General features: G+C 66.5%; 16 protein-coding genes. 8 read left to right on the top strand and 8 right to left on the bottom strand.

Annotated features, from left to right (window positions below):
- Nucleotides 1-30: 30 nt before the first annotated feature.
- The gene (locus tag E1742_RS03025; protein WP_166793401.1) at nt 31-483 is read left to right on the top strand and encodes a nuclear transport factor 2 family protein; all 453 of its coding nucleotides are present in this window, start codon (nt 31-33) and stop codon (nt 481-483) included.
- Here E1742_RS03025 and arsH read toward each other — a convergent pair whose 3' ends face one another.
- From arsH to E1742_RS03005, 4 genes are all read right to left on the bottom strand, one after another.
- Complete coding sequence (gene arsH, locus E1742_RS03020) at nt 484-1191, bottom strand: arsenical resistance protein ArsH (protein WP_134383494.1); 708 nt, start codon at nt 1189-1191, stop codon at nt 484-486.
- A 9-nt stretch (nt 1192-1200) separates the two neighbouring features.
- Nucleotides 1201-2481: an arsenic transporter gene (locus E1742_RS03015; protein ID WP_134383493.1), complete on the bottom strand. Its 1281-nt coding sequence runs from the start codon at nt 2479-2481 to the stop codon at nt 1201-1203.
- 4 nt (nt 2482-2485) lie between these two features.
- Nucleotides 2486-2968: an arsenate reductase ArsC gene (locus E1742_RS03010; RefSeq protein ID WP_134383492.1), complete on the bottom strand. Its 483-nt coding sequence runs from the start codon at nt 2966-2968 to the stop codon at nt 2486-2488.
- Between the two features lie 88 nt (nt 2969-3056).
- A complete protein-coding gene (locus E1742_RS03005; RefSeq protein WP_134383491.1) occupies nt 3057-3704 on the bottom strand; it encodes a cation efflux transmembrane domain-containing protein in 648 nt (215 codons plus the stop codon).
- 165 nt (nt 3705-3869) lie between these two features.
- Here E1742_RS03005 and E1742_RS03000 point away from each other — a divergent pair, with 165 nt between their 5' ends.
- Nucleotides 3870-4298, top strand: a complete 429-nt coding sequence (locus E1742_RS03000; RefSeq protein ID WP_134383490.1) for a VOC family protein — start codon at nt 3870-3872, stop codon at nt 4296-4298.
- Between the two features lie 147 nt (nt 4299-4445).
- Here E1742_RS03000 and E1742_RS02995 read toward each other — a convergent pair whose 3' ends face one another.
- On the bottom strand, nt 4446-5663 hold the full coding sequence (locus tag E1742_RS02995; protein WP_134383489.1) for a YeeE/YedE family protein: 1218 nt from the start codon (nt 5661-5663) through the stop codon (nt 4446-4448).
- Between the two features lie 519 nt (nt 5664-6182).
- Between E1742_RS02995 and E1742_RS02990 the strand changes: the two genes are divergently transcribed.
- The 3 genes from E1742_RS02990 to E1742_RS02980 are packed head-to-tail and all read left to right on the top strand — an operon-like array spanning nt 6183 to nt 9660.
- Nucleotides 6183-7673, top strand: a complete 1491-nt coding sequence (locus E1742_RS02990) for an exonuclease/endonuclease/phosphatase family protein (protein ID WP_134383488.1) — start codon at nt 6183-6185, stop codon at nt 7671-7673.
- On the top strand, nt 7592-9316 hold the full coding sequence (locus tag E1742_RS02985) for a hypothetical protein (protein ID WP_134383487.1): 1725 nt from the start codon (nt 7592-7594) through the stop codon (nt 9314-9316). The genes E1742_RS02990 and E1742_RS02985 overlap by 82 nt, the downstream gene beginning before the upstream one ends.
- Nucleotides 9307-9660 (top strand): hypothetical protein, encoded by a 354-nt coding sequence (locus tag E1742_RS02980; RefSeq protein WP_134383486.1) that lies wholly within the window; start codon nt 9307-9309, stop codon nt 9658-9660. Before E1742_RS02985 ends, E1742_RS02980 begins: the two co-directional genes overlap by 10 nt.
- A 360-nt stretch (nt 9661-10020) precedes the next feature.
- Here the strand turns inward: E1742_RS02980 and E1742_RS02975 are convergent, their stop codons facing one another.
- Nucleotides 10021-11946, bottom strand: a complete 1926-nt coding sequence (locus tag E1742_RS02975; protein WP_134383485.1) for an acyltransferase family protein — start codon at nt 11944-11946, stop codon at nt 10021-10023.
- Between the two features lie 919 nt (nt 11947-12865).
- On the opposite strand from E1742_RS02975, the gene E1742_RS02970 reads away from it, so the two are divergent.
- Nucleotides 12866-14053, top strand: coding sequence for a tyrosine-type recombinase/integrase (locus E1742_RS02970; protein ID WP_134383484.1), 1188 nt, complete (start codon nt 12866-12868; stop codon nt 14051-14053).
- Between the two features lie 36 nt (nt 14054-14089).
- On the opposite strand, the gene E1742_RS02965 is transcribed toward E1742_RS02970, so the two are convergent.
- On the bottom strand, nt 14090-15187 hold the full coding sequence (locus tag E1742_RS02965) for a DNA-binding protein (protein WP_134383483.1): 1098 nt from the start codon (nt 15185-15187) through the stop codon (nt 14090-14092).
- Nucleotides 15188-15722: 535 nt separating this feature from the next.
- On the opposite strand from E1742_RS02965, the gene E1742_RS02960 reads away from it, so the two are divergent.
- Nucleotides 15723-16163: a hypothetical protein gene (locus tag E1742_RS02960; RefSeq protein ID WP_134383482.1), complete on the top strand. Its 441-nt coding sequence runs from the start codon at nt 15723-15725 to the stop codon at nt 16161-16163.
- Nucleotides 16160-16747, top strand: coding sequence for a hypothetical protein (locus E1742_RS02955; protein WP_134383481.1), 588 nt, complete (start codon nt 16160-16162; stop codon nt 16745-16747). The genes E1742_RS02960 and E1742_RS02955 overlap by 4 nt, the downstream gene beginning before the upstream one ends.
- Before the next feature lie 155 nt (nt 16748-16902).
- Here E1742_RS02955 and E1742_RS02950 read toward each other — a convergent pair whose 3' ends face one another.
- Complete coding sequence (locus E1742_RS02950) at nt 16903-18138, bottom strand: PepSY-associated TM helix domain-containing protein (RefSeq protein ID WP_134383480.1); 1236 nt, start codon at nt 18136-18138, stop codon at nt 16903-16905.
- Nucleotides 18139-18197 lie beyond the last annotated feature (59 nt).

Genomic DNA, 18197 nt, shown 5'->3' with positions numbered 1-18197 from the left:
GCGCGGCGCCAGGCGGGTTACACTGCCGCCATGATACGCACCGCCTTTCCGATGTCCTGCCTGCTGGCGCTGGCAGCGCATGCCGCGCCATGCCGGCCCGACGCCGCCCTGATCGAACAGGACCGCCGCTACGAAGACGCCTTGCGCCGTGCCGACGTCGCGTACCTGGAGAACTGGCTGGCCGACGATTACGTCTGGGTGCACAACCTCGCCGTGCAGACGGAAAACAGGGCTCAGCTGCTGGGCCGGCTGGCCAGGCAGCGCGTCTCCATGACGTCGCGCACGACGGGCGACGTGCAGGCGCACGCGTCCGGCGACACCGTCGTGCTGAGGGGACTCAGCAGCGTCCAGCAGTTCAATCCCGACGGCAGCGCCTCGCGGGTCAACCGCTACCGCTTCCTGCGCACCTATGTCACGGTGGCCGGCGAATGCCGCCTGCTGGCCGTGCAGACGATGAAGGTGTTTTCCGGCCCGGCGGAGTAATTACAGACGGGCGATCTGGCGGTCGATGGCCTTCATGGCACGCTCGCTGCGTTCGCTGTAGCGGTCCGTCAGGTAGGCGCTGCTGCCGCGCGTCAGCAGGGTGAATTTGACCAGTTCCTCCATCACGTCGACGACGCGGTCATAATAGGCCGACGGCCGCATGCGCCCGGCGTCGTCGAATTCCTTGTACGCCATCGGCACGGACGACTGGTTGGGGATCGTCAGCATGCGCATCCACCGTCCCAGCAGACGCAGCGTATTGACGACGTTGAACGACTGCGACCCGCCGCATACCTGCATGACGGCCAATGTACGGCCCTGGCTGGGACGCACGGCGCCCTGTTCGAGCGGAATCCAGTCGATCTGGTTCTTCATGACGGCCGTCACGGCGCCATGCCGCTCGGGGCTGCACCACACCTGGCCTTCCGACCACAGGCACAGTGCGCGCAGCTCCGCCACCTTCGGGTGATCCTCGGGCACGCTGCCCACCATCGGCAGTTCCGTCGGATCGAAGATGCGCACGTCGGCGCCGAACGCCTGCAGGATGCGCGCCGCTTCTTCGGTCAGGAAGCGGCTGAAGGAACGTTCGCGCAGCGAGCCGTACAGCAACAGAATGCGGGGCGGGTGGTCGAAGCCCGCGACCGGCGCCAGCTTTACCGGCGTCGGAACGTCGAACTGTCCGGGGCGGATGTTCGGGGTGTCGGTCATGATGTCCTCTCAGAAGGTCAGGCGCAGAGCCAGCGCGGCCAGCGTAATCGACAGTACGGGCAAGGTCAGTACGATGCCCACGCGGCAGTAGTAGCCCCAGCCAACATGCACGCCCTTGCGGTCGAGCACGTGCAGCCACAGCAGTGTGGCCAGGCTGCCGATCGGGGTGATTTTCGGTCCCAGGTCGCTGCCGATGACGTTCGCATAGATCATCGCCTCGCGCACGGCGCCCGTGGCGCCCGTGGGCTCGATCGACAGGGCACCGACCAGCACGGTCGGCATATTGTTCAACACCGACGCCAGCAGCGCCGTGACGAAACCCGTGCCGAATGCCGCGCCCCAGACGCCGTGGCGGGCGCAGGCTTCCAGCCATGCTGTCAGATAGCTCGTCAGCCCGGCGTTGCGCAGCCCGTACACGACCAGATACATGCCGAGCGAAAAGATGACAACCTGCCACGGCGCCTCACGCAGCACCGTGCGCGTGGAAATACGCTGCCCGCGCGCGGCCACCGCCAGCAGTACCAGGGCGCCCAGCGCGGCGACAACGCTGATCGGCACGCCAGCCGGCGCCAGGAAGAAGCCGGCCAGCAGCGCGGCCAGCACCCACCAGCCGGCAGTGAACGTGGCGCGGTCGACGATGGCCTCACGGGGGGCCTTGAGCTGGACCACGTCGTAATGGCCCGGAATGTCATGGCGGAAGTACCACGTCAGCACCGCCAGGGTGGCGGCGACGGCGACCAGGTCCACGGGGATCATCACGGCGGCATACTCGGCAAAGCCGATGGCAAAATAATCCGCCGACACGATATTGACGAGGTTCGACACGACCAGCGGCAGGCTCGCCGTGTCGGCAATGAAGCCTGCCGCCATGACGAACGCCAGCGTGGCGCGGGCATCGAAGCGCAGCGCCCGCAGCATGGCGATGACGATCGGTGTCAGGATCAGCGCCGCGCCGTCATTGGCAAACAGTGCGGCCACGGCGGCGCCCAGCAACACGAGCAGGACAAAGAGCCGGCGTCCGCTGCCACCGCCCCAGCGCGCCACGTGCAGCGCCGTCCACTCGAAGAAGCCGGCCCGGTCCAGCAGCAGGCTGATGACGATGACGGCGACGAACGTGCCCGTTGCATTCCAGACGATGTGCCAGACGGCAGGAATATCGCTCGGATGGATGACGCCGGCCAGCAGCGCGACCAGCGCGCCAAGGGAAGCGCTCCAGCCAATGCCCAGCCCGCGCGGCTGCCAGATGACAAGCGCCAGCGTGCCGGCAAAAATGGAAAATGCGGTCAGCACGCCGTCACGCCGGCAGCAGGTTGCCGATCCGGTCCAGCTCCGCCTTCAGCGCCGCCGGCGTTTCACGCAGCTGCGCCAGCGGCAGGGCCAGGAAGGCTTCGATGCGCGCGACGATGATGGCATACGTGCGCTCGAAGGCCGCCGCGATGTCCTCTTCCGAACCGGTGACGTGACTGGGGTCTTCCAGACCCCAGTGCGCGCGCAGGACAGGGCCCAGGTAGGCCGGACACGTTTCCCCGGCGGCGCTGCCGCAGACGGTGATGACGATATCGGGCGTGACGGGCAGGTCGTGCCAGGACTTGCTGGAAAGGCCATCGGTCGGGATATTCTTGCTGCGCAGCAGCGCGATGGCGCGGGGATGGGGCTGCCCGGTCGGCTGGCTGCCGGCGCTGATGGCGCCCAGGCCGACAGGCGCCAGACGATTGAACACGGCTTCGGACAGGATCGACCGGCAGGAATTGCCGGTACACAGGAACAGGACATTCATCGGGCGCTCGTCAAGTAGAGTTTAATAGTTCAAGTATAGTCGAAGTATAGTCGAACCAGAAGCGCGGAACCAGACCCGTGGGCGCCGATCAGCGGCGCCGCTCCACGGCAGCAAACGACGGCGCCGCCTGCGCCGCCAGTTCGCGGCGCGCTTGCGCCAGCACCGAGCGCGCCGCCGTCAGCCCCAGCACGGCCATGACGGTCGCGACGGCCAGGTCGGGCCAGCTGGTCCCCGTGCCGAATACGCCCAGCGCAGCGGCAAGGACGGCAATATTGCCGATGGCGTCGTTACGCGAGCACAGCCACACGGAACGCATATTGGCGTCCCCGGTGCGAAATGCGTACAGCAGGGCGGCCACGCTGCCGTTAGCCAACAGCGCGACACCGCCGATCGCGCCCATCGTCACGGGCTCCGGCACCGTGCCGGCGGCAACGCTCCAGCCGGCCTTGCCCAGCACGAAGACGCCATAACCGGCCATCATCGCCGCCTTGACCAAGGCCGCCCGGGTGCGCCAGATCGGCGCCAGCCCCAGCACGAACAGCGACAAGGCGTAATTGGCCGCGTCGCCGAAGAAATCGACGGCGTCGGCCAGCAGCGAGACGGAGCCGGCATGCAGCCCGCCCGCCAGTTCCACGCCGAACATGACGGCATTGATGCACAGCGCGATCCAGAGCACCCGGCGGTAGCGGGGATCGGCGGGCGCGGCGGCGCAACCGCCGGCACAGCAATCGGACATGGCAGCTCCTGTTGGCGTTGGACCTATATTTTACTGCCGGCAGCCAGGGGGCGACGGAACTGACGACCGGCCGGTATCGGCAGGTGTCCGGTTCGCGGTTCAGGTGTCGGTTGAACACTGTCCCGTTTGCTTCTACACTGTGCCCGACATCGAACCGGAGGACTCATGGAAACGCAGGAACTTCACCGCGGCCGCCTGATCGACCACCTGCAACTGGTGGTGCGCGACCTGCCGGCTTCGCAGCGCTTCTACGGCGCCATTTTCGACGTGCTTGACATCCCGCTGGGCGGCACCGGCGACGACTATTTCTGGGCGGACGAACTGTTCGTCTCGACCGCCGGCAGCCAGGCCGCCCAGGGAGCGTTGACGGGCCGCCATCATCTGGCGTTCCAGGCGCGCGACCGGGCCGCCGTGGACGCGTTCCACCGGGCCGCGCTGGCCGCCGGCGGGATAGACAACGGCGCCCCGGGCGAGCGGCCCTATCATCCGGGCTATTACGCGGCCTTCGTGCTGGACCCGGACGGCAACAACATCGAAGCGGTGTTCCACGGCGACGCCAGACGCAGCGCGCCCTCCGTGCACATCACGTTCTGAGCGGCGCCGCGCTGCTGTCGAACCTGTAGCGCAGCGCCGGCGCCCGATAGCGGGCTACGGCCGGGGCAAGCATCGTCGGCGCCAGGCCTGCAAAAAGACGCAAGCTACGAGCCGATCAGGACACGGCGCCGTAGTGGGCGCGGCCGTTCAGCACGCCGTCGGCCTGACGCGTTCGACCTCGAGGCCGAACAGCGGACGCAGGCGCGTGCCCAGCACGTTGCCGATAAAGGCGAACACGAGCCACAGCCAGCCGTGCAGGCTGCCGGAGACGATGCCGCTGAAGTACGCGCCGATATTGCAGCCGTACGCCAGCCGCGCACCATAACCGAGCAGCAAGCCGCCGACGACGGCCGCCACCAGCGAGCGCAGCGGCAATCGCCACACGGGTGCATAGCGGCCGGCCAGCGCGGCGGCCAGCATCGCGCCCAGCACGATGCCGAAGTCCATGACCGACGTGACGTCCTGGGTGACCGGCGCCGCCAGCGCGGCGGCATTGGCCTTGGTGGACCAGTACGTCCAGCTGGCCACGTCGACACCCAGCAGCGACGCGGCCTTGGCGCCCCACAGCGCGAAGGCGGACGTGACACCCCAGGGCCGGCCGGACAGTGCCAGCGTGGCGAAATTGAGCAGGACCAGCGCGACGGCGCCCGCCACCAGCGGCCATGGGCCATGCAGCCACGGCGATGCGTGCGCCGGCCGCAGGTTCTCGCCAACCAGGCGGCCGTGCCGGCGCTTCTCGACGTAGATGGTCACGGCCGCGATCAGCGCAAAAACCAGCCAGTTCAGGGCCAGCGCGGGCACCAGACCCAGCGTCTTGACGACGGAAATCGGCTCGAGCTGCGGCAGCGACGTCCAGAACGGCATGTGCGCCGTGCCGATCAGCGAGCCGGCGATGAAGGCGACGAGCGTGACGACCATGCGCGTGCTGCCCCCGCCCACGGTGTACAGCGTGCCCGAAGCGCAACCGCCGCCCAGCTGCATGCCGATCCCGAAGATGAATGCGCCGACGATGACGGACGTGCCGGCCGGCGAAACCAGGCCCCGCACGGGCGTGCCGAACAGCTCCCCGGCGGACAGGGCCGGGAAGAACAGGGCCACGCCGATGGCCAGCATGATCATCTGCGCACGCAGGCCGGCACCGCGGCCGTCGGCAATAAAGACGCGCCAGGCGGATGTGAAGCCGAAAGCGGCGTGATACAAGGTGACGCCCAGCAGGGCGCCGACCACGTACAGCGCGGCCTGGCCGGAGCCAACGGCTGTCGCCAGATACCAGGCGCCGAGGAGGATCAGCAGGAGCGCAATGCCCAGCGGGCGCGGATTGACGAGCTGGCCGGGGCGGGCGGGGAGGGAAGCGTAATGGGACATTGGCAGGATATAAACGGATGCTTGAAAGACGAAGCCCGATATTGTCGCCTGTTTTGGAATTTTTCGCTGACGGGTGGCCGGATGGCGCGTCGTACCCTGGCACACCGGTTCGGAGTTACAACAATCAGGTTGATTCTTGATGGCCAAAGCATAATTTTTGGCTCGGCAAGGTTTAACATCAATGCATGGACGGCGGCTCCTGGCGGCCAAGCGGCGGCAACTGGCTGCCCCGTCCGTTCATCCCTGGGTGTTGCCGGGCAACCTGCGCATTGCCCGCGACGCCGGAGGCTACGCGCTGCTCTGGAGGAGTTCATGCTCGTCACTCGTAAAGCTCTGTTCGCCATCTTGCCGGCGCCCGTCTGGACGGGTCATGGGCGAGGCCGTTGCGCCGGCTGCCGCAGCCTTTGCGTCACGCATGCTGGGCCCGCGGGCACCGTGGCGATGCATTAGGCTGCCGCGATGTCCTGTCCCCGGCACCCAAACATGGTCCTGGCGTTGTGCCAGGCATGCGGGGCGCCCATGTGTTCGATCTGCGCGTGCGAAGCCTGCCGGCGCAATGCCGCCAACGTGATACCGCTGCGTGTCGCGTCGTGGAATATCAAGACGCTCGGCAAGCAGTTTCACCACAAGGAGCCCGCCGTCATCCGGCTCCTGGCCGCCATCATGCTGCGCATGAACGCCCATGTCATCTGTCTGATGGAGGTCATGGAGGGCTTCGGGCTCAAGCACACCGTCGGCATCGTCGAGGCAATGAAGCAGATGTCGGTCACGCGCTGGCGCGTGCGTTTCCCTGGAAAATACACCGGCTCCGGCGGCCGCAACGGACTGGAGACCTACGCCGTCGTCTACGACGCGGATCTCTTCGAGCTGACCAGCTTTGATCTTGTCGGTGAGGAATTCGGCTACGCCAAGGACGGAGCGGGCAAGCGCCAGCTCAATGCGGATTCAACCGTCGTGACCCGCCGACCTGCGCAGGCCGTGTTCCGGCCCCGGTCCAGCTTCGCGCATTGGGCGTTCTATCCGGAGTTCCGCGTGATTATCTTTCACGCGCCGTCGGTTGCGGACAAGGACTACGGTCTGGCGTGCCACGCCATTGGCGCCCTTGGGACGCTGCCGGTCTTTGCCGCGCCGGGCAACTATCCCTACACGATCCTTTGCGCCGACCTCAACATCGACGAGGAAGCCGCCAACCACGTTCACCCGCGCGAGGGCCAGGACTTCGACGATATCGTGGCCAAATCCAGCGAGCAGGCTGCGCGCGACATCGAACGCTACGACCTTGCGTACGACAAGTACACGGAAGCGAAAAAAGTCCTGACCGCGCACCGGCAGACGCTGACGGAAGCAGTGGCGCAGCGGGATCCGGTTGCGCAGTGCGTGCAAGACGTGCTCGATTTGCGCAAGTGGCAGGCTGAGCTGGCGGCAGCAGAAAAGAGCAAGGGCAAGAAGAGCCAGCCGAGACAGTTGGCGGCGGCACAGCAGATAGAAGAGATCCAAACGCGGCTGGCAGGCGTGGACATGCCGGCGACGGGGAAGGCGTTCCTGGAAGACCACGACCGGCTCGAGCAGGCGCTGCTGGAGGCCACGGAAGCAGCATTTGAGCCGCTGGAGAACAGCGGCATGTTCTCGAACCTCAGCTATTCGGACGACTTCCGCACGACGCTGCGCATGTCGGTTCACATGGCGTGCACGAGGCAGCCGCGCGCGAAGCACTACGACGAGGAACTGACGCTGGAAAACTTTGTCTACTCCAACTTCGACCAGGTGCTGGTGCGCGCGGTCGAGGGCGCCGCGTGGGGCGACGTCAGGCCCGGAGTCATCAATCTTCTGGGCGCGGTGATGCCCGAGGCCGTCCGCACAAGGCTGAACGTGGGCACGACGCCGGCGACAGCGACGGCACCGGTGCCTGCCGTGATGTCGACAGAGCAGTGGACCGGTTGCTGGCGCGCGCTTACGGCGGCAAGGGACAGCTGCTCGCCGAGCTCGAGGCCGAATTCGGTGAGAACCTGACCGACATCGATCCCGCCGACATCATCGTCGAGACGTCCGACGACGCCATCGAGGAGGACGATCCCGACCCGGTGGCGCGCGATTACGGGCCGATCGCGGCCCCGTATCTCGAAAACTACCTCAAAGAACCGGAAGTGTTTGCGTGGGCGCTCGAGGCCGCCTTCAAGCGTTTCGTGGACATCAACAACAGCGATCCGCACATCGAAGTGGTGCGTCGCGAGGCGAGGGCGTCGGTCGCGACGCCGGATCCGATTGCGAACTTCTTAAGCAAGGCCAATATCTGGCAGAACCGGTCCGCGCGAAACGCGGTCAAGTACGTAGCGGACGGGCAGCGCCCACGCCTGTTCGAAATCAACGTCTACCTTGCACTGGCGAACGTGCTGAGCGACCACCTTCCCGTCATCGTCGAGATCGAGATGGTCGCCCCGACATGCAACCGTCCGCTGGTGCAGCCGGTGCCGCCTTCCATCCCCTCGTTCCCTGGATTGCGGGCGTTTTCGCCGATCGTGGTCTGCACAAGCGCGAGCGGCCCCGACCCCTGCCGGAATCTGGCGAACTGCTGTGGCGCGTGCGACGAGCGGACGTCGCTGCCGCCGGCGGACGGGTGCCTTACGGGCTACCACCTCGTGCGGGCCGCCGCGCACGTCTGCCGACAATTCATCGCCCAGCACCAGGCACTAGGCAAGCGGATGCTTGCAGGTCCAGCGCTGCACATCGTCGGCGGCCAACAGTGGACGGCCATGGCCGGCCACCTGCTCTACGTCAAGGCACGCAGCGACGATTTTGCGGTGGGGCAGGGCACCGAGTACTTCTGGCGCAATCCGAGCATCCTCATTGGCCGCGACGGCATCGAGGTCGAGCGCGAGCTTGTCTCGGTGCACAAGGAGCTCGCGGCCCGCAAGCATCCGCGAATACTTTTCGCGAGGTCCACGCGCCGGCCCGGGACCATCCGGGCGCAGGTCGGAGCGGACGCGGACGCCGACATGGGCGACGAGGACCTCGGCGACGTTCAGGACGACAACGACAATGGCGGCGATGACAAGCACGACTGGAGCTACCCCAGGATCGCGAAAGAATTCGCCAGCCATGACCCCGTCTGGTTTGCGGAGGGCATGCTCCGGTTCCTGCGAACCGGCCACTGTCCCGCGGACGATCCCGCACTCAGACAGGCATTCGCCGGGCTCCTGGTGACGATGTTCGGCGTGGAGGCGAACAAGGATAACTCGACCTATCTGACAGGCATCCTGATGCTGGAAGGTATTGCGACGCAGCGTTACACGGTTGGCGAAGTGTTCCACCAGGTCGACCCGGGCAACGTCTGCAATCTGGCCGGCAGTCTCGGACTCTTTCCACTTGCATCGTCCGATCGCGCGAACTTCTACGGCAAGCGCCGCTGCATCGCGGGGCGGGCGACCGACTCGGAGGCCCCGTGGAGCGAGCCCAGGATCATGACGGCAATGCTCAACATCCAGCCGCGCTGTCGCGACGACATCATCCTCAAGAAGGAGATGGTCCTGCTTGTTGACGACGTGCGGGCACGGTGCAGTACGCATCGGCAATACAACGCGGCACAGCTGCTGCAGGCGGTCATGGCGGAGTGGTGGAAATTGCTTCACAGCTACTATGGCAACCCATGGCAGTGATCATCATCCGTTCGCAGCAGCTCGCGGCATTCGTACAGAAGGAGGCCGATGTGTTTGTCGACGAGCTGGTTGCAGAAGTTGCGCGTGACCCGACCGAAGGCGCACGGCGGCCGGTCGTGCTGGCCGGGATAGCGTCAGCCATGGCCTGCGGGTTCCAGACGCCGGAAGGCATCCGCGGCTTCGTGCGCCGCCTGTTTGTGCTCGGCACTGGGTACTACCGGCACGCCGCCGTGCGCGACTGGATTAGCGAGCCCGGCCTGACCGAGACGGAGCGACTGGCGGTCATCGATGCGCACGCCGATGAGATTGGCGCCACGGACATTCCGACGATGCGTCGTTCGTGAGGCGTGCCGGGAATGGCGCAGCGTGGATCGATGGGCGTGCTGCTGACGGAGGTGTGCCGTGTTATGTGTGCTGGTGTAATGCAAGGACAAGGGACCCGGGTTGGTGTACCGGAAGCGTCCTGTGTGAAGGTGGAGCTGCGCACAGCGCTCTACGCATGATATTTGACATAATATAGATTATGCGATGTATGTAGCATGGTCATTGGGCTGCTTCGGTACAGCCGTACCACCCAGATCGGCACGCCCAGGCAAGCCGTTTGCGCCAGCGTGCCATCGTACTGAATGCACCGAGGCCCTCGGGCTCCTGGATAGCGCGCCGTCAGCGAGCTGACCCTGTATTGCTGCTGGCTTGTCGACGTCTCAGAATTTCATCGTCTGCAAGGTCTCGTCCGCAATCATGCGTGCGCCGCCTACCGACATGTGGTCGTCGTCGAAATATCGGGCGACGCCGTCCTTCGCGGCCAGGCAGCTTTGCGCCGTGCAGAACGTCGCGGCGGGATCGATGACGGTGACGCCCGCCGGCAGATCGCCAAGCCGCGCTTTGACCCAGGCGCTGCGTCGGTCCCACCAGGCTCGGCTGACGCCGTCGATGGGCGCCATCGGATCGGTGGCGCGCAGGATCAGCGCATCGACCTGTTTCGGCAGTTCCGGCGCCTGCAGCACGAGCCGGACCTGCTTGCCATGTTCGACGAAATACCGGATCACGCCGACATAGGCTGCCCAGCGACGTTCGCGCTCGGCCGCGCCGATCGTATCGGGCCAGCCCGGGTAGCTGCGCTCGTGCGAGCCGAACAATGCCGAATGGATCCGGTAAGTCACCACGACGTGCGCCAGCGCGGGGTTGCGGCCAATGTAGTCCGCGGCCTCGGCGGTCCATTGTGCGCAGTGCGTGTCGGGGCCGGCGGGCTGCCGGCCAAAGGCCGGGCTGCAGCCGCTGAACGTGAACTGTTTCACTTTAACCCCGCGCGGCTGCAGCGCCTGTCCCATCGCGTACGCCAGTTCGACGGCGTGACTGTCGCCGAATACCGCGACGCGCAATTGTCCCGAGTTGAATTCGCAGGCATCGGCCGGCTTGCGGTAGCCGGCGCCGCCCGTGTGGCACTGGTCGCGCAGCGGGCTGGCGGTCGCGGTTTTCAGTACAGTGCGGTGCGCCGGCGTTGTGCGCGCGGCTTCAAAGCCGTGCGTGACGTGGCCGGCCACGCCGATGGCCAGGAACAGCGCGCTGCCTGCGGCGGCGTACAGGAATATCTGCGCGCGGCCAAAGCGCCGGCGGTCGCGGAATGGTTTTTCCACGTACTGCCAGCTGAAATACGCCAGCACGATCGACGCAACAACAAGCGCGGCAAACAGCGCCCTGCCGGGTTCGTCCAGGCTGCGGTGCCGGGCCAGCGCAAACAGCGGCTGGTGCCACAGGTAGGCGGAAAAGCTGATCAGGCCGATGCTGACCAGCAGTGGACGGGCCAGCAGCCGGCCCACGGCCGTTGCCGGCGTGGCAAACAGAATGATCAGCGCCGTGCCGGCCGTCGGCACCAGCGTGTACAGGCTGGGAAACGGGACAGTCTTGTCGAAGATGAAAATGCCGTACAACAGCATCGCCAGCCCGGCAGCGCTGCCCGCTTCGGCCATCAGTCTCGAAGGCTGCCAGGCGCGCTCGTTCAGCAGTACCAGCGCGGCAAACGCACCGATCAGCAGCTCCCAGCCGCGGGTGGGCAGCAAATAAAACGCTGCTTCCGGCCGGGTAACGGAGCCCCACTGGGCAATGCCCAGGCTGACTGCCGTCGCCAGGACCAGCAGCGGCAACATGCGGCGCGGGCAGAATCGCCATGCCAGCATCAACGCCAGCGGAAAAAACACGTAGAACTGCTCCTCGACGGCCAGGCTCCACGTGTGCAGCAGCGGCTTGAGTTCGGCGGACGCGTCGAAGTACCCACTGGTCTGCCAGAACAGGATATTGGACGAGAACAGGCAGACCGCGACCAGGCTCTGCGACAGACTTTTCAGGTCGGCCGGCACCAGCCAGAACCAGGCGAACGGCAGCGAACAGAACAGTACGAAAAACAGTGCCGGCAGGATGCGGCGGGCGCGGCGCTCATAGAAATCGACGATGCTGAAGCTGCCCTCGTGGATTTCCGCGACGATGATTGTCGTGATCAGGTAGCCGCTGATGACGAAAAAGATGTCGACGCCGACAAAGCCTCCGCTGAACAGGCCGAATCCGGCGTGGAACAGGATCACGGGCAGCACGGCAACGGCGCGCAGGCCGTCGATTTCGGCGCGATAACGCATGGCGGTTCGGTCTCCGGGATGTCTGGCCACTGGGGCGGCCCACGTCATCGCTTCATCAACAGACGCACGATCGACCTTACAGATAAGCCAGTCAGGTACGGCCCGCTTGTCCATCCGTTGATACTTTGCTCACGAACAGTATAGGCAGGATCCGGTCCGGAAGCGAGTCACCGTTGCGGGTAGCCCACGGTTGGGACAGGCTCCAGCCGTGGACAGCCTTCACCCTGCAGCCGCCCTCTTCCGCTTTGTCCGGGCGGGGCAGTGTCTTTGCGCTGCGCATCACAGGAGACGAGTGCGAACTTGCGGCCGACAGATAAAGGCAGAAGGCGTACGACCAGAAATTGCGGCAGCTCGCTCGAAATAATACAACGTAAAACGTAGCGTTTGAAACCGAGAACTTGCGGAATGTGACATTACTTGTATAATGTCGTATCGCATGGCATGGTGTGCGTCTCTTGCGGAATTGGCTGTTTTGTCGCCCTGCCCGCCTGACTTGCGCCAGTTCGTGAAATGTGGAGCTTCGTGTTGCCGGCATGCCATCTGGCGGCGATTGAAGTCCGGCCGCTATTTCCGATTGGGCCGCGGCCAGGCGTTTGCCGGCTTATCCCTGTTCGGCCTGGCGCGAGGTTGCTGATGCGGCCTGCCCTGTTACGGATCCAACGTGGCGCGACAAGCAAGCCGGCAAACTGCAATGCCAAACCGAAGTGCCAACCGAAGCGCCTGATGGAAGTGTCCAACCGAGCGAGTGACCCAATACTTATCCAAAATTCCGGCTGACGCGTTCAACCCAGCGCCTGACTCAAGTGAGGAAAGCGCGCAGGCGGCGACGCATCGCCTCAGTCCGGAACGAAATCAGCCATTGCATTCTCCACATACGCCGTCGAACAACTGCCCCCTGCCCGCCAACCGCCCACACGCCATGACCGACACCACCAACCGCGCCGTCGTCCCCGCCGCCATCGAGGCGCTACGACTCCCTGCCCACCTGGACGGCCGCTCCGGCAGCAACCGCGGCGGCGACGACCGGGCGCAGATTGCCGCCGACAACGATATCGATGCCATCAAGGCCTGGCTGGCCCGCTTTATCGACACCCGCACGACGTTCGACAGCTACCGCAAGGAGGCGGAGCGCCTGCTGCTGTGGGCGACCGTGGAGCTGGGCAAGCCGCTGTCGTCGCTGGTGCACGAGGACTGGTTGCGCTACCGCAAATTCCTGCAGGACCCGCAGCCGGCCGAGCGGTGGATTTCGCCTGCCGGCCGCAAATTTCCGCGGGCGCACCCGCAATGGCGGCCGTTTGCCGGTCCGCTGTCGCCCAGCAGCCAGCGTCAGGCGGCGATCATCCTGAACGCCCTCTTTTCATGGCTGGTCCAGGCGGGCTACCTGGCCGGCAATCCGCTGGCCCTGTCGCGCGAACGCAAGGGCCGCGCGGCGCCGCGGATTACCCGCTATCTGGACGATGAAGTATGGGCCGAGGTCAAGGCGACCATCGAAGCGCTGCCGCGCGAAACGCCGCGCGAGCGCGAACAGTATCTGCGGCTGCGCTGGTTGTTTACGCTGCTGTATCTGTGCGGCCTGCGCGTCTCCGAGGTGATCGGCACAACCATGGGGGCGTTTTTCGCCCGCCGTGACAAGCTTGGCGTGCAGCGCTGGTGGCTGGAAGTCGTCGGCAAGGGCAACAAGCCGCGTATCGTGCCTGCAACGTCCGAACTGATGACGGAACTGGCACGCTACCGGCGCGAGCTGGGCATGACGCCGTTTCCGCTGCCGCACGAGACGGCGCCGCTGGTGCTGCCGCTGGGCGGCAAGGAACGCCAGATGACGCGCGGCGGCGTCCACGAGATCGTCAAGCAGGTCTTCGAGAAAACGGCGCAGCGCTTCCGTGCCAAAGGCGACGACTATGCCACCGAGGCGGCCCGGGTGATGATGGCATCGGCGCACTGGCTGCGTCACACGGCGGGCTCGCACATGGTCAACGGCGACGTCGATTTGCGCCACGTGCGCGATACGCTGGGTCACGTGTCGATCGGCACCACCAACACATACCTGCACTCGCCGGACGACAGCCGGCATACGGAAACCGAAAGCAAGCACCGCATCGACTGGTAGCCGACGGCTGCGGCGGCGAGCCGACAAGGCAGCGGCCTATTGGTCGCTGCCGCTGGCACCCTTGTCCGTTCGCCGGCTTTTCCGCGCCGGCGTCACCGGCACCGGCGTCGCCTTGACCGTGGCTGCCGCGAGCCTGGCCTCGTAAAGCTCGCCAGCGTGCCGCAGTTCGGTCTCGAGCCGCATCGCGCGGCCATCGGCATCGTTGGCACGTGCAGTCGCCGATGCCAGTTCGGCGCGCAGCGTATCGAGCTGCTGGCGGGCGTCGTCGCGCGATGCGATGGCGGCCGTGGCGGCGGCCTGCAAGGCGCCGACCTGCTGGCGCAGGTCCGCCACGGCGGCAAGCGTCTCGCGCAGCTCGGCGCGATGCTGCGCCGCCGCGGTGGCGGCCGCCGCGCGCTGCGTGTCGAGCGTCTGCTGCAGACGTGCCGCACCCGCCCGCTCGCGCTCGGCCTCCGCACCGGCCAGACGGCGCGCCGCTTCGGCGGCATCGATGTCCAGCCGTGCCTTGTCGCGCACCTTGTTGAGCTCGGCCTCGTGCTCGCGCTGCACGCTGTTCAGCCAGGCGTGTTGCGCGTTGATTTCCTTGCGTGCCTCGTCCAGTTTTGCCGCCTGGTTGGCGTGCAGCGCGCCGAGCTCCGCCAGCTCGCGCCGCAGGTCGGCGGTGATTGCGCACTCCTGTGCAAGGCGCTCGCGGACGGCTGTCAGCGTCTCGGTCACCGTGTCGCGCTCCATCCTGGCGGTCTGCTCGCCCGCGCGCGCCTCATCCACAGCGCGTTCGGCCTCTTCGCGCAAGCTCGCCAGCGACTCGGCGGCAGCCTGCTGCGCCGACTTCCACAGCGAGGCCACGAGTTCCCCAGCGGAATTTTTCAGATCCTCGGGCAGATCGGGATGACCGATGACAACCCGGCTTTTCTCGCGCAGCTGACGCCAGAACCGGTTCAATGCCTCGGCCGGTGCCGACATGCTGCCCTTGCGGACGAGCTGGTACAGCCGGTTTGCCGTCGGCGTCATGCCGTAACGGAAGAACATCAGCGCACACACTTCCCGATACAGATCCTGGGTGTTCGGATAGGTGGGGCGCAGGGCGTCGATATCGGCTTGCAGTTGGGCTTCGGCAGTCAGCGCAGTGTCCATAGGTCGGTGTCGAATAGTGATGGTCGATCCTACAACGTAAAGCGTTGTATTCGCAACACTGTGCGGCCAATATGTTGGAAGAAATCGCCCAGGACGTGCCGGGTCCCATGCCGGCCACGTTGTCGTGATCGGTGCGCCGCAAGCGCTACCCGTCGCCGCATGTGCGGACCGACGGCGATGCGTTACAAATCGACGACATTTTCACGCACTTCAATGGCAGCCTTATAAAGCCGGTGCGCGTAGCATGGCTTCACTGCGGTGCCCTTCTCCAGCAGCCTTGATACCGCGGCGAAAGACTCGTCGAAAACATCGGCAGGACCCGGTCGTCGCATGGCTGCGGCGTCAACTGCGGCGTGTGCAACGGCCGCCGCATGACAGCCGCGCAGACCGATCCATAGACGGATGGCCCGGACGCACATCACGACGAAAACGAACGGAACGAACGAAACACCAGAGCAGCCAGGCAGAACACAAACGCGAGGCGCCCCGAAGCCGGCATTGCCGGATCGGCAACCTCGGGCAGAACGGGGGTTCCATGAAACGGCAGATCGATTCCATTCCGCAGGCGCCACAGACGCGGCAGGCGCCGCACGACGGCGCACCGACGCCGCCCGCCATCGGCTGGCGGACCATGCACCGCGGCGGCCGTCGCGCGCCCGGCCTGCGCCGGCTGCAACCTTACCGCGTGACGCTCATCTGCCGCCTCTGGCGCGCCTTGCGCCCGCGAGCGGCGCACTTGCCCAAGTCGGGCCCGACGGGAGGCGTCGCCCATGCGACCCTGGACCAAACGCTGGCCGACATCGTGCGCTACATTGCGCGACACGTCGTGCGTCGCATCGGCCGCGCTCCCGCCAGCGTCGCGCCGTACCGGGCCGGGCCGCGACCCGCGCGTGCGGCCGGCGGCGGCTCACGGTGGCAACTGCACAGCCCTTGCGACGGCATGCCCGCCGCCGCCCGCGACGGGACGGGACGATGAGTGCCGCGACAGGCAGCACGCTGGCGGCGGCGCTGGCGATGGCGGCCGTCCTGCTGGCACCCGGACCGGCCAACCGCCGGCTGCTGCTGGCCGGCGCCCGCCGCGGCGTGTGGAACGCGTTGCCGTTGCTGGCGGTGCATTGGCTGGCATGCTGTCTTGCGATCGGCTCTTGGTGCACCGCGCTTGGCCTGCTGGCGCGCACCCTGCCGTCGGCCATGGCGGCAGCGCAGGTGTGCGCCATCGGCTACGTGCTGTGGACGGCCGCCAGATGGTGGCGCAAGGCGCCGCGGTGCGAAGGCAGCGTCGCCGCGATGTTTTCCGTTGCGATGGTCGACGCAGCCACGCTGTTTTGCGCGGCGATCGTGTTTCCGCCGCTGGGGGCGGCGGCAGCCGACGTGTCGTCGGCTTATCTGATGCTAACGGCACTGCTGCTGCCGATCGGGGCGTGCTGGATCATGGCCGGCGCGGCTGCGGCACGGTTCCCGAAAGGCGCCGTCGCGCCCGCCTCCCATCGGCGACGGCGGCGTCTCGCCGCTTTGCTGGGCGGGTTTTCCGGTGCCTTGTCCACGCTGCTGCCGCATTGACACCACGGTTGCGAGCTCTCTCCCGGTCGCCACTGCACAAGCGCCCCATCCGTCCTGCGCCCTCGTCTGGGACACGGTTGCACGGCGCTTTTCCCGTCAACGACGCGAAACGTCCGCCGGCGGTCCGGCGGTCCATAGGACCCCTGAGCCTGCGGCTAGGCCGCTTCTCCATTGCGCCGGCGCAATGGCGGCGGCGCAATGCCGGCAGCGCTGCGCCGGGCATTGGCGGCCGCCCTGACGCGGCGCCGTCCCAGCCACAGCACCAGCCCGGTCACCATGAAGCCCAGCGGCAGCAAGCCGGCAATCGCAATCGCGATGCGTCCGGCCAGCCCGAAGGCTTCGCCCGTGTGCAGCGGGAACTGCCAGTTCAGGAACGTGTCGCCGGCAGGCGCCGTCAGCGGGTTGCGTACGCGCAGCAGCGCGCCCGTGTAGGCGTCCACCGTGATGCGGGTGCTGCCTGCGCCCTGGCGCACCTCCCCAGGCTGGCGCATGCGGATCTCGTAGGGGGTCTTCTTGTCCGTCGGCAGCGCCACGCGGGTGATCCGCCCGGCTGGATTGACCGCCTGCGCCACCTCCACCGCCTCGCTCACCATGATCGGCTCGCCGCGCGGGCCGCGCACGTGGGCATTGCGCAGCTTCTCCGTCGGCGTGACCGTTGCGACGCTGGCGACAGCAGGCCGGATCCACTCCGGCAGGTTGAAATACATGCCCGAAAAGCCCAGCATCAGCAGCACGGGCGCCGAGATCATGCCGGCGCTGCGGTGCAGGCTGAAATGGAACTTCAGGCTTTTCCAGTGGCCGCCGACGGTAAACGACTTGACCAGCGCGCGCCAGGTCGCCTTCGGCCACCACAGCGCGATGCCGATGGCGCCGATCAGGAACAGGGCGAGCCCCGCCAGCCCCATGACAAGCTTGCCCACGTCGCCCGCAAACAGGTAGCGGTGCACGTGGAACAGCGTCGACATCAGCAGCGGGCGCGTCAGGCCGAACTCGCCGTCGTTGCGCTCGCCCAGCACTGCCAGGGTGACGGGGTCGACCATGACCTGGCGCGTCACCGGCATCGCCAGCGCGCCGCGTTCGCCCTTGGGCTGCCGGTACGACGCGACCACCACGCCATCGGCCACGTGCGGCAGTCCCAGCTGGCTTGGCCTGCCGTACAGCGGGTCGGCCGACAGGCGTGCCAGCACCCGTTCGGCGATCATGCCGGGCGGCGCCAGCGGCTCCGTTCTGCCCGCCACGCGCAGCAGCGCGGGATTCAGCGCCACGTCGAGCTCTTCCACCCACACCAATGCCGTGCCCGTCAGGCCAGACAGCACGAGCAGCAGTCCGAACCCCAGCGACAGATACAGGTGAATGCTGCGCAGCAGCTTGCGGGAAAAGCCGGTAACCATGCGATTTGGACGGGATGACAAAGCAAGGATTCTACCCGATTGCAAATGTAAATGATAAT

It is taken from the genome of Pseudoduganella plicata (genome assembly GCF_004421005.1).
GTDB classification, from domain to species: Bacteria; Pseudomonadota; Gammaproteobacteria; order Burkholderiales; family Burkholderiaceae_D; genus Rugamonas; species Rugamonas plicata.
The sequence above is the reverse complement of the archived record's forward strand: the minus strand, read 5'-3'. Positions and strand labels throughout refer to the sequence as shown.

Excerpts from the sequence above, each read along its gene's own strand:
- arsH (WP_134383494.1), bottom strand. The coding sequence starts at position 1,191 with ATGACCGACACCCCGAACATCCGCCCCGGACAGTTCGACGTTCCGACG.
- E1742_RS02965 (WP_134383483.1), bottom strand. The coding sequence starts at position 15,187 with ATGGACACTGCGCTGACTGCCGAAGCCCAACTGCAAGCCGATATCGAC.
- E1742_RS02960 (WP_134383482.1), top strand. The coding sequence starts at position 15,723 with ATGAAACGGCAGATCGATTCCATTCCGCAGGCGCCACAGACGCGGCAG.
- E1742_RS02970 (WP_134383484.1), top strand. The coding sequence starts at position 12,866 with ATGACCGACACCACCAACCGCGCCGTCGTCCCCGCCGCCATCGAGGCG.
- E1742_RS02990 (WP_134383488.1), top strand. The coding sequence starts at position 6,183 with ATGTGTTCGATCTGCGCGTGCGAAGCCTGCCGGCGCAATGCCGCCAAC.
- E1742_RS03000 (WP_134383490.1), top strand. The coding sequence starts at position 3,870 with ATGGAAACGCAGGAACTTCACCGCGGCCGCCTGATCGACCACCTGCAA.
- E1742_RS02975 (WP_134383485.1), bottom strand. The coding sequence starts at position 11,946 with ATGCGTTATCGCGCCGAAATCGACGGCCTGCGCGCCGTTGCCGTGCTG.
- E1742_RS02955 (WP_134383481.1), top strand. The coding sequence starts at position 16,160 with ATGAGTGCCGCGACAGGCAGCACGCTGGCGGCGGCGCTGGCGATGGCG.
- E1742_RS03005 (WP_134383491.1), bottom strand. The coding sequence starts at position 3,704 with ATGTCCGATTGCTGTGCCGGCGGTTGCGCCGCCGCGCCCGCCGATCCC.
- E1742_RS02950 (WP_134383480.1), bottom strand. The coding sequence starts at position 18,138 with ATGGTTACCGGCTTTTCCCGCAAGCTGCTGCGCAGCATTCACCTGTAT.
- E1742_RS03025 (WP_166793401.1), top strand. The coding sequence starts at position 31 with ATGATACGCACCGCCTTTCCGATGTCCTGCCTGCTGGCGCTGGCAGCG.
- E1742_RS02980 (WP_134383486.1), top strand. The coding sequence starts at position 9,307 with ATGGCAGTGATCATCATCCGTTCGCAGCAGCTCGCGGCATTCGTACAG.
- E1742_RS02995 (WP_134383489.1), bottom strand. The coding sequence starts at position 5,663 with ATGTCCCATTACGCTTCCCTCCCCGCCCGCCCCGGCCAGCTCGTCAAT.
- E1742_RS03010 (WP_134383492.1), bottom strand. The coding sequence starts at position 2,968 with ATGAATGTCCTGTTCCTGTGTACCGGCAATTCCTGCCGGTCGATCCTG.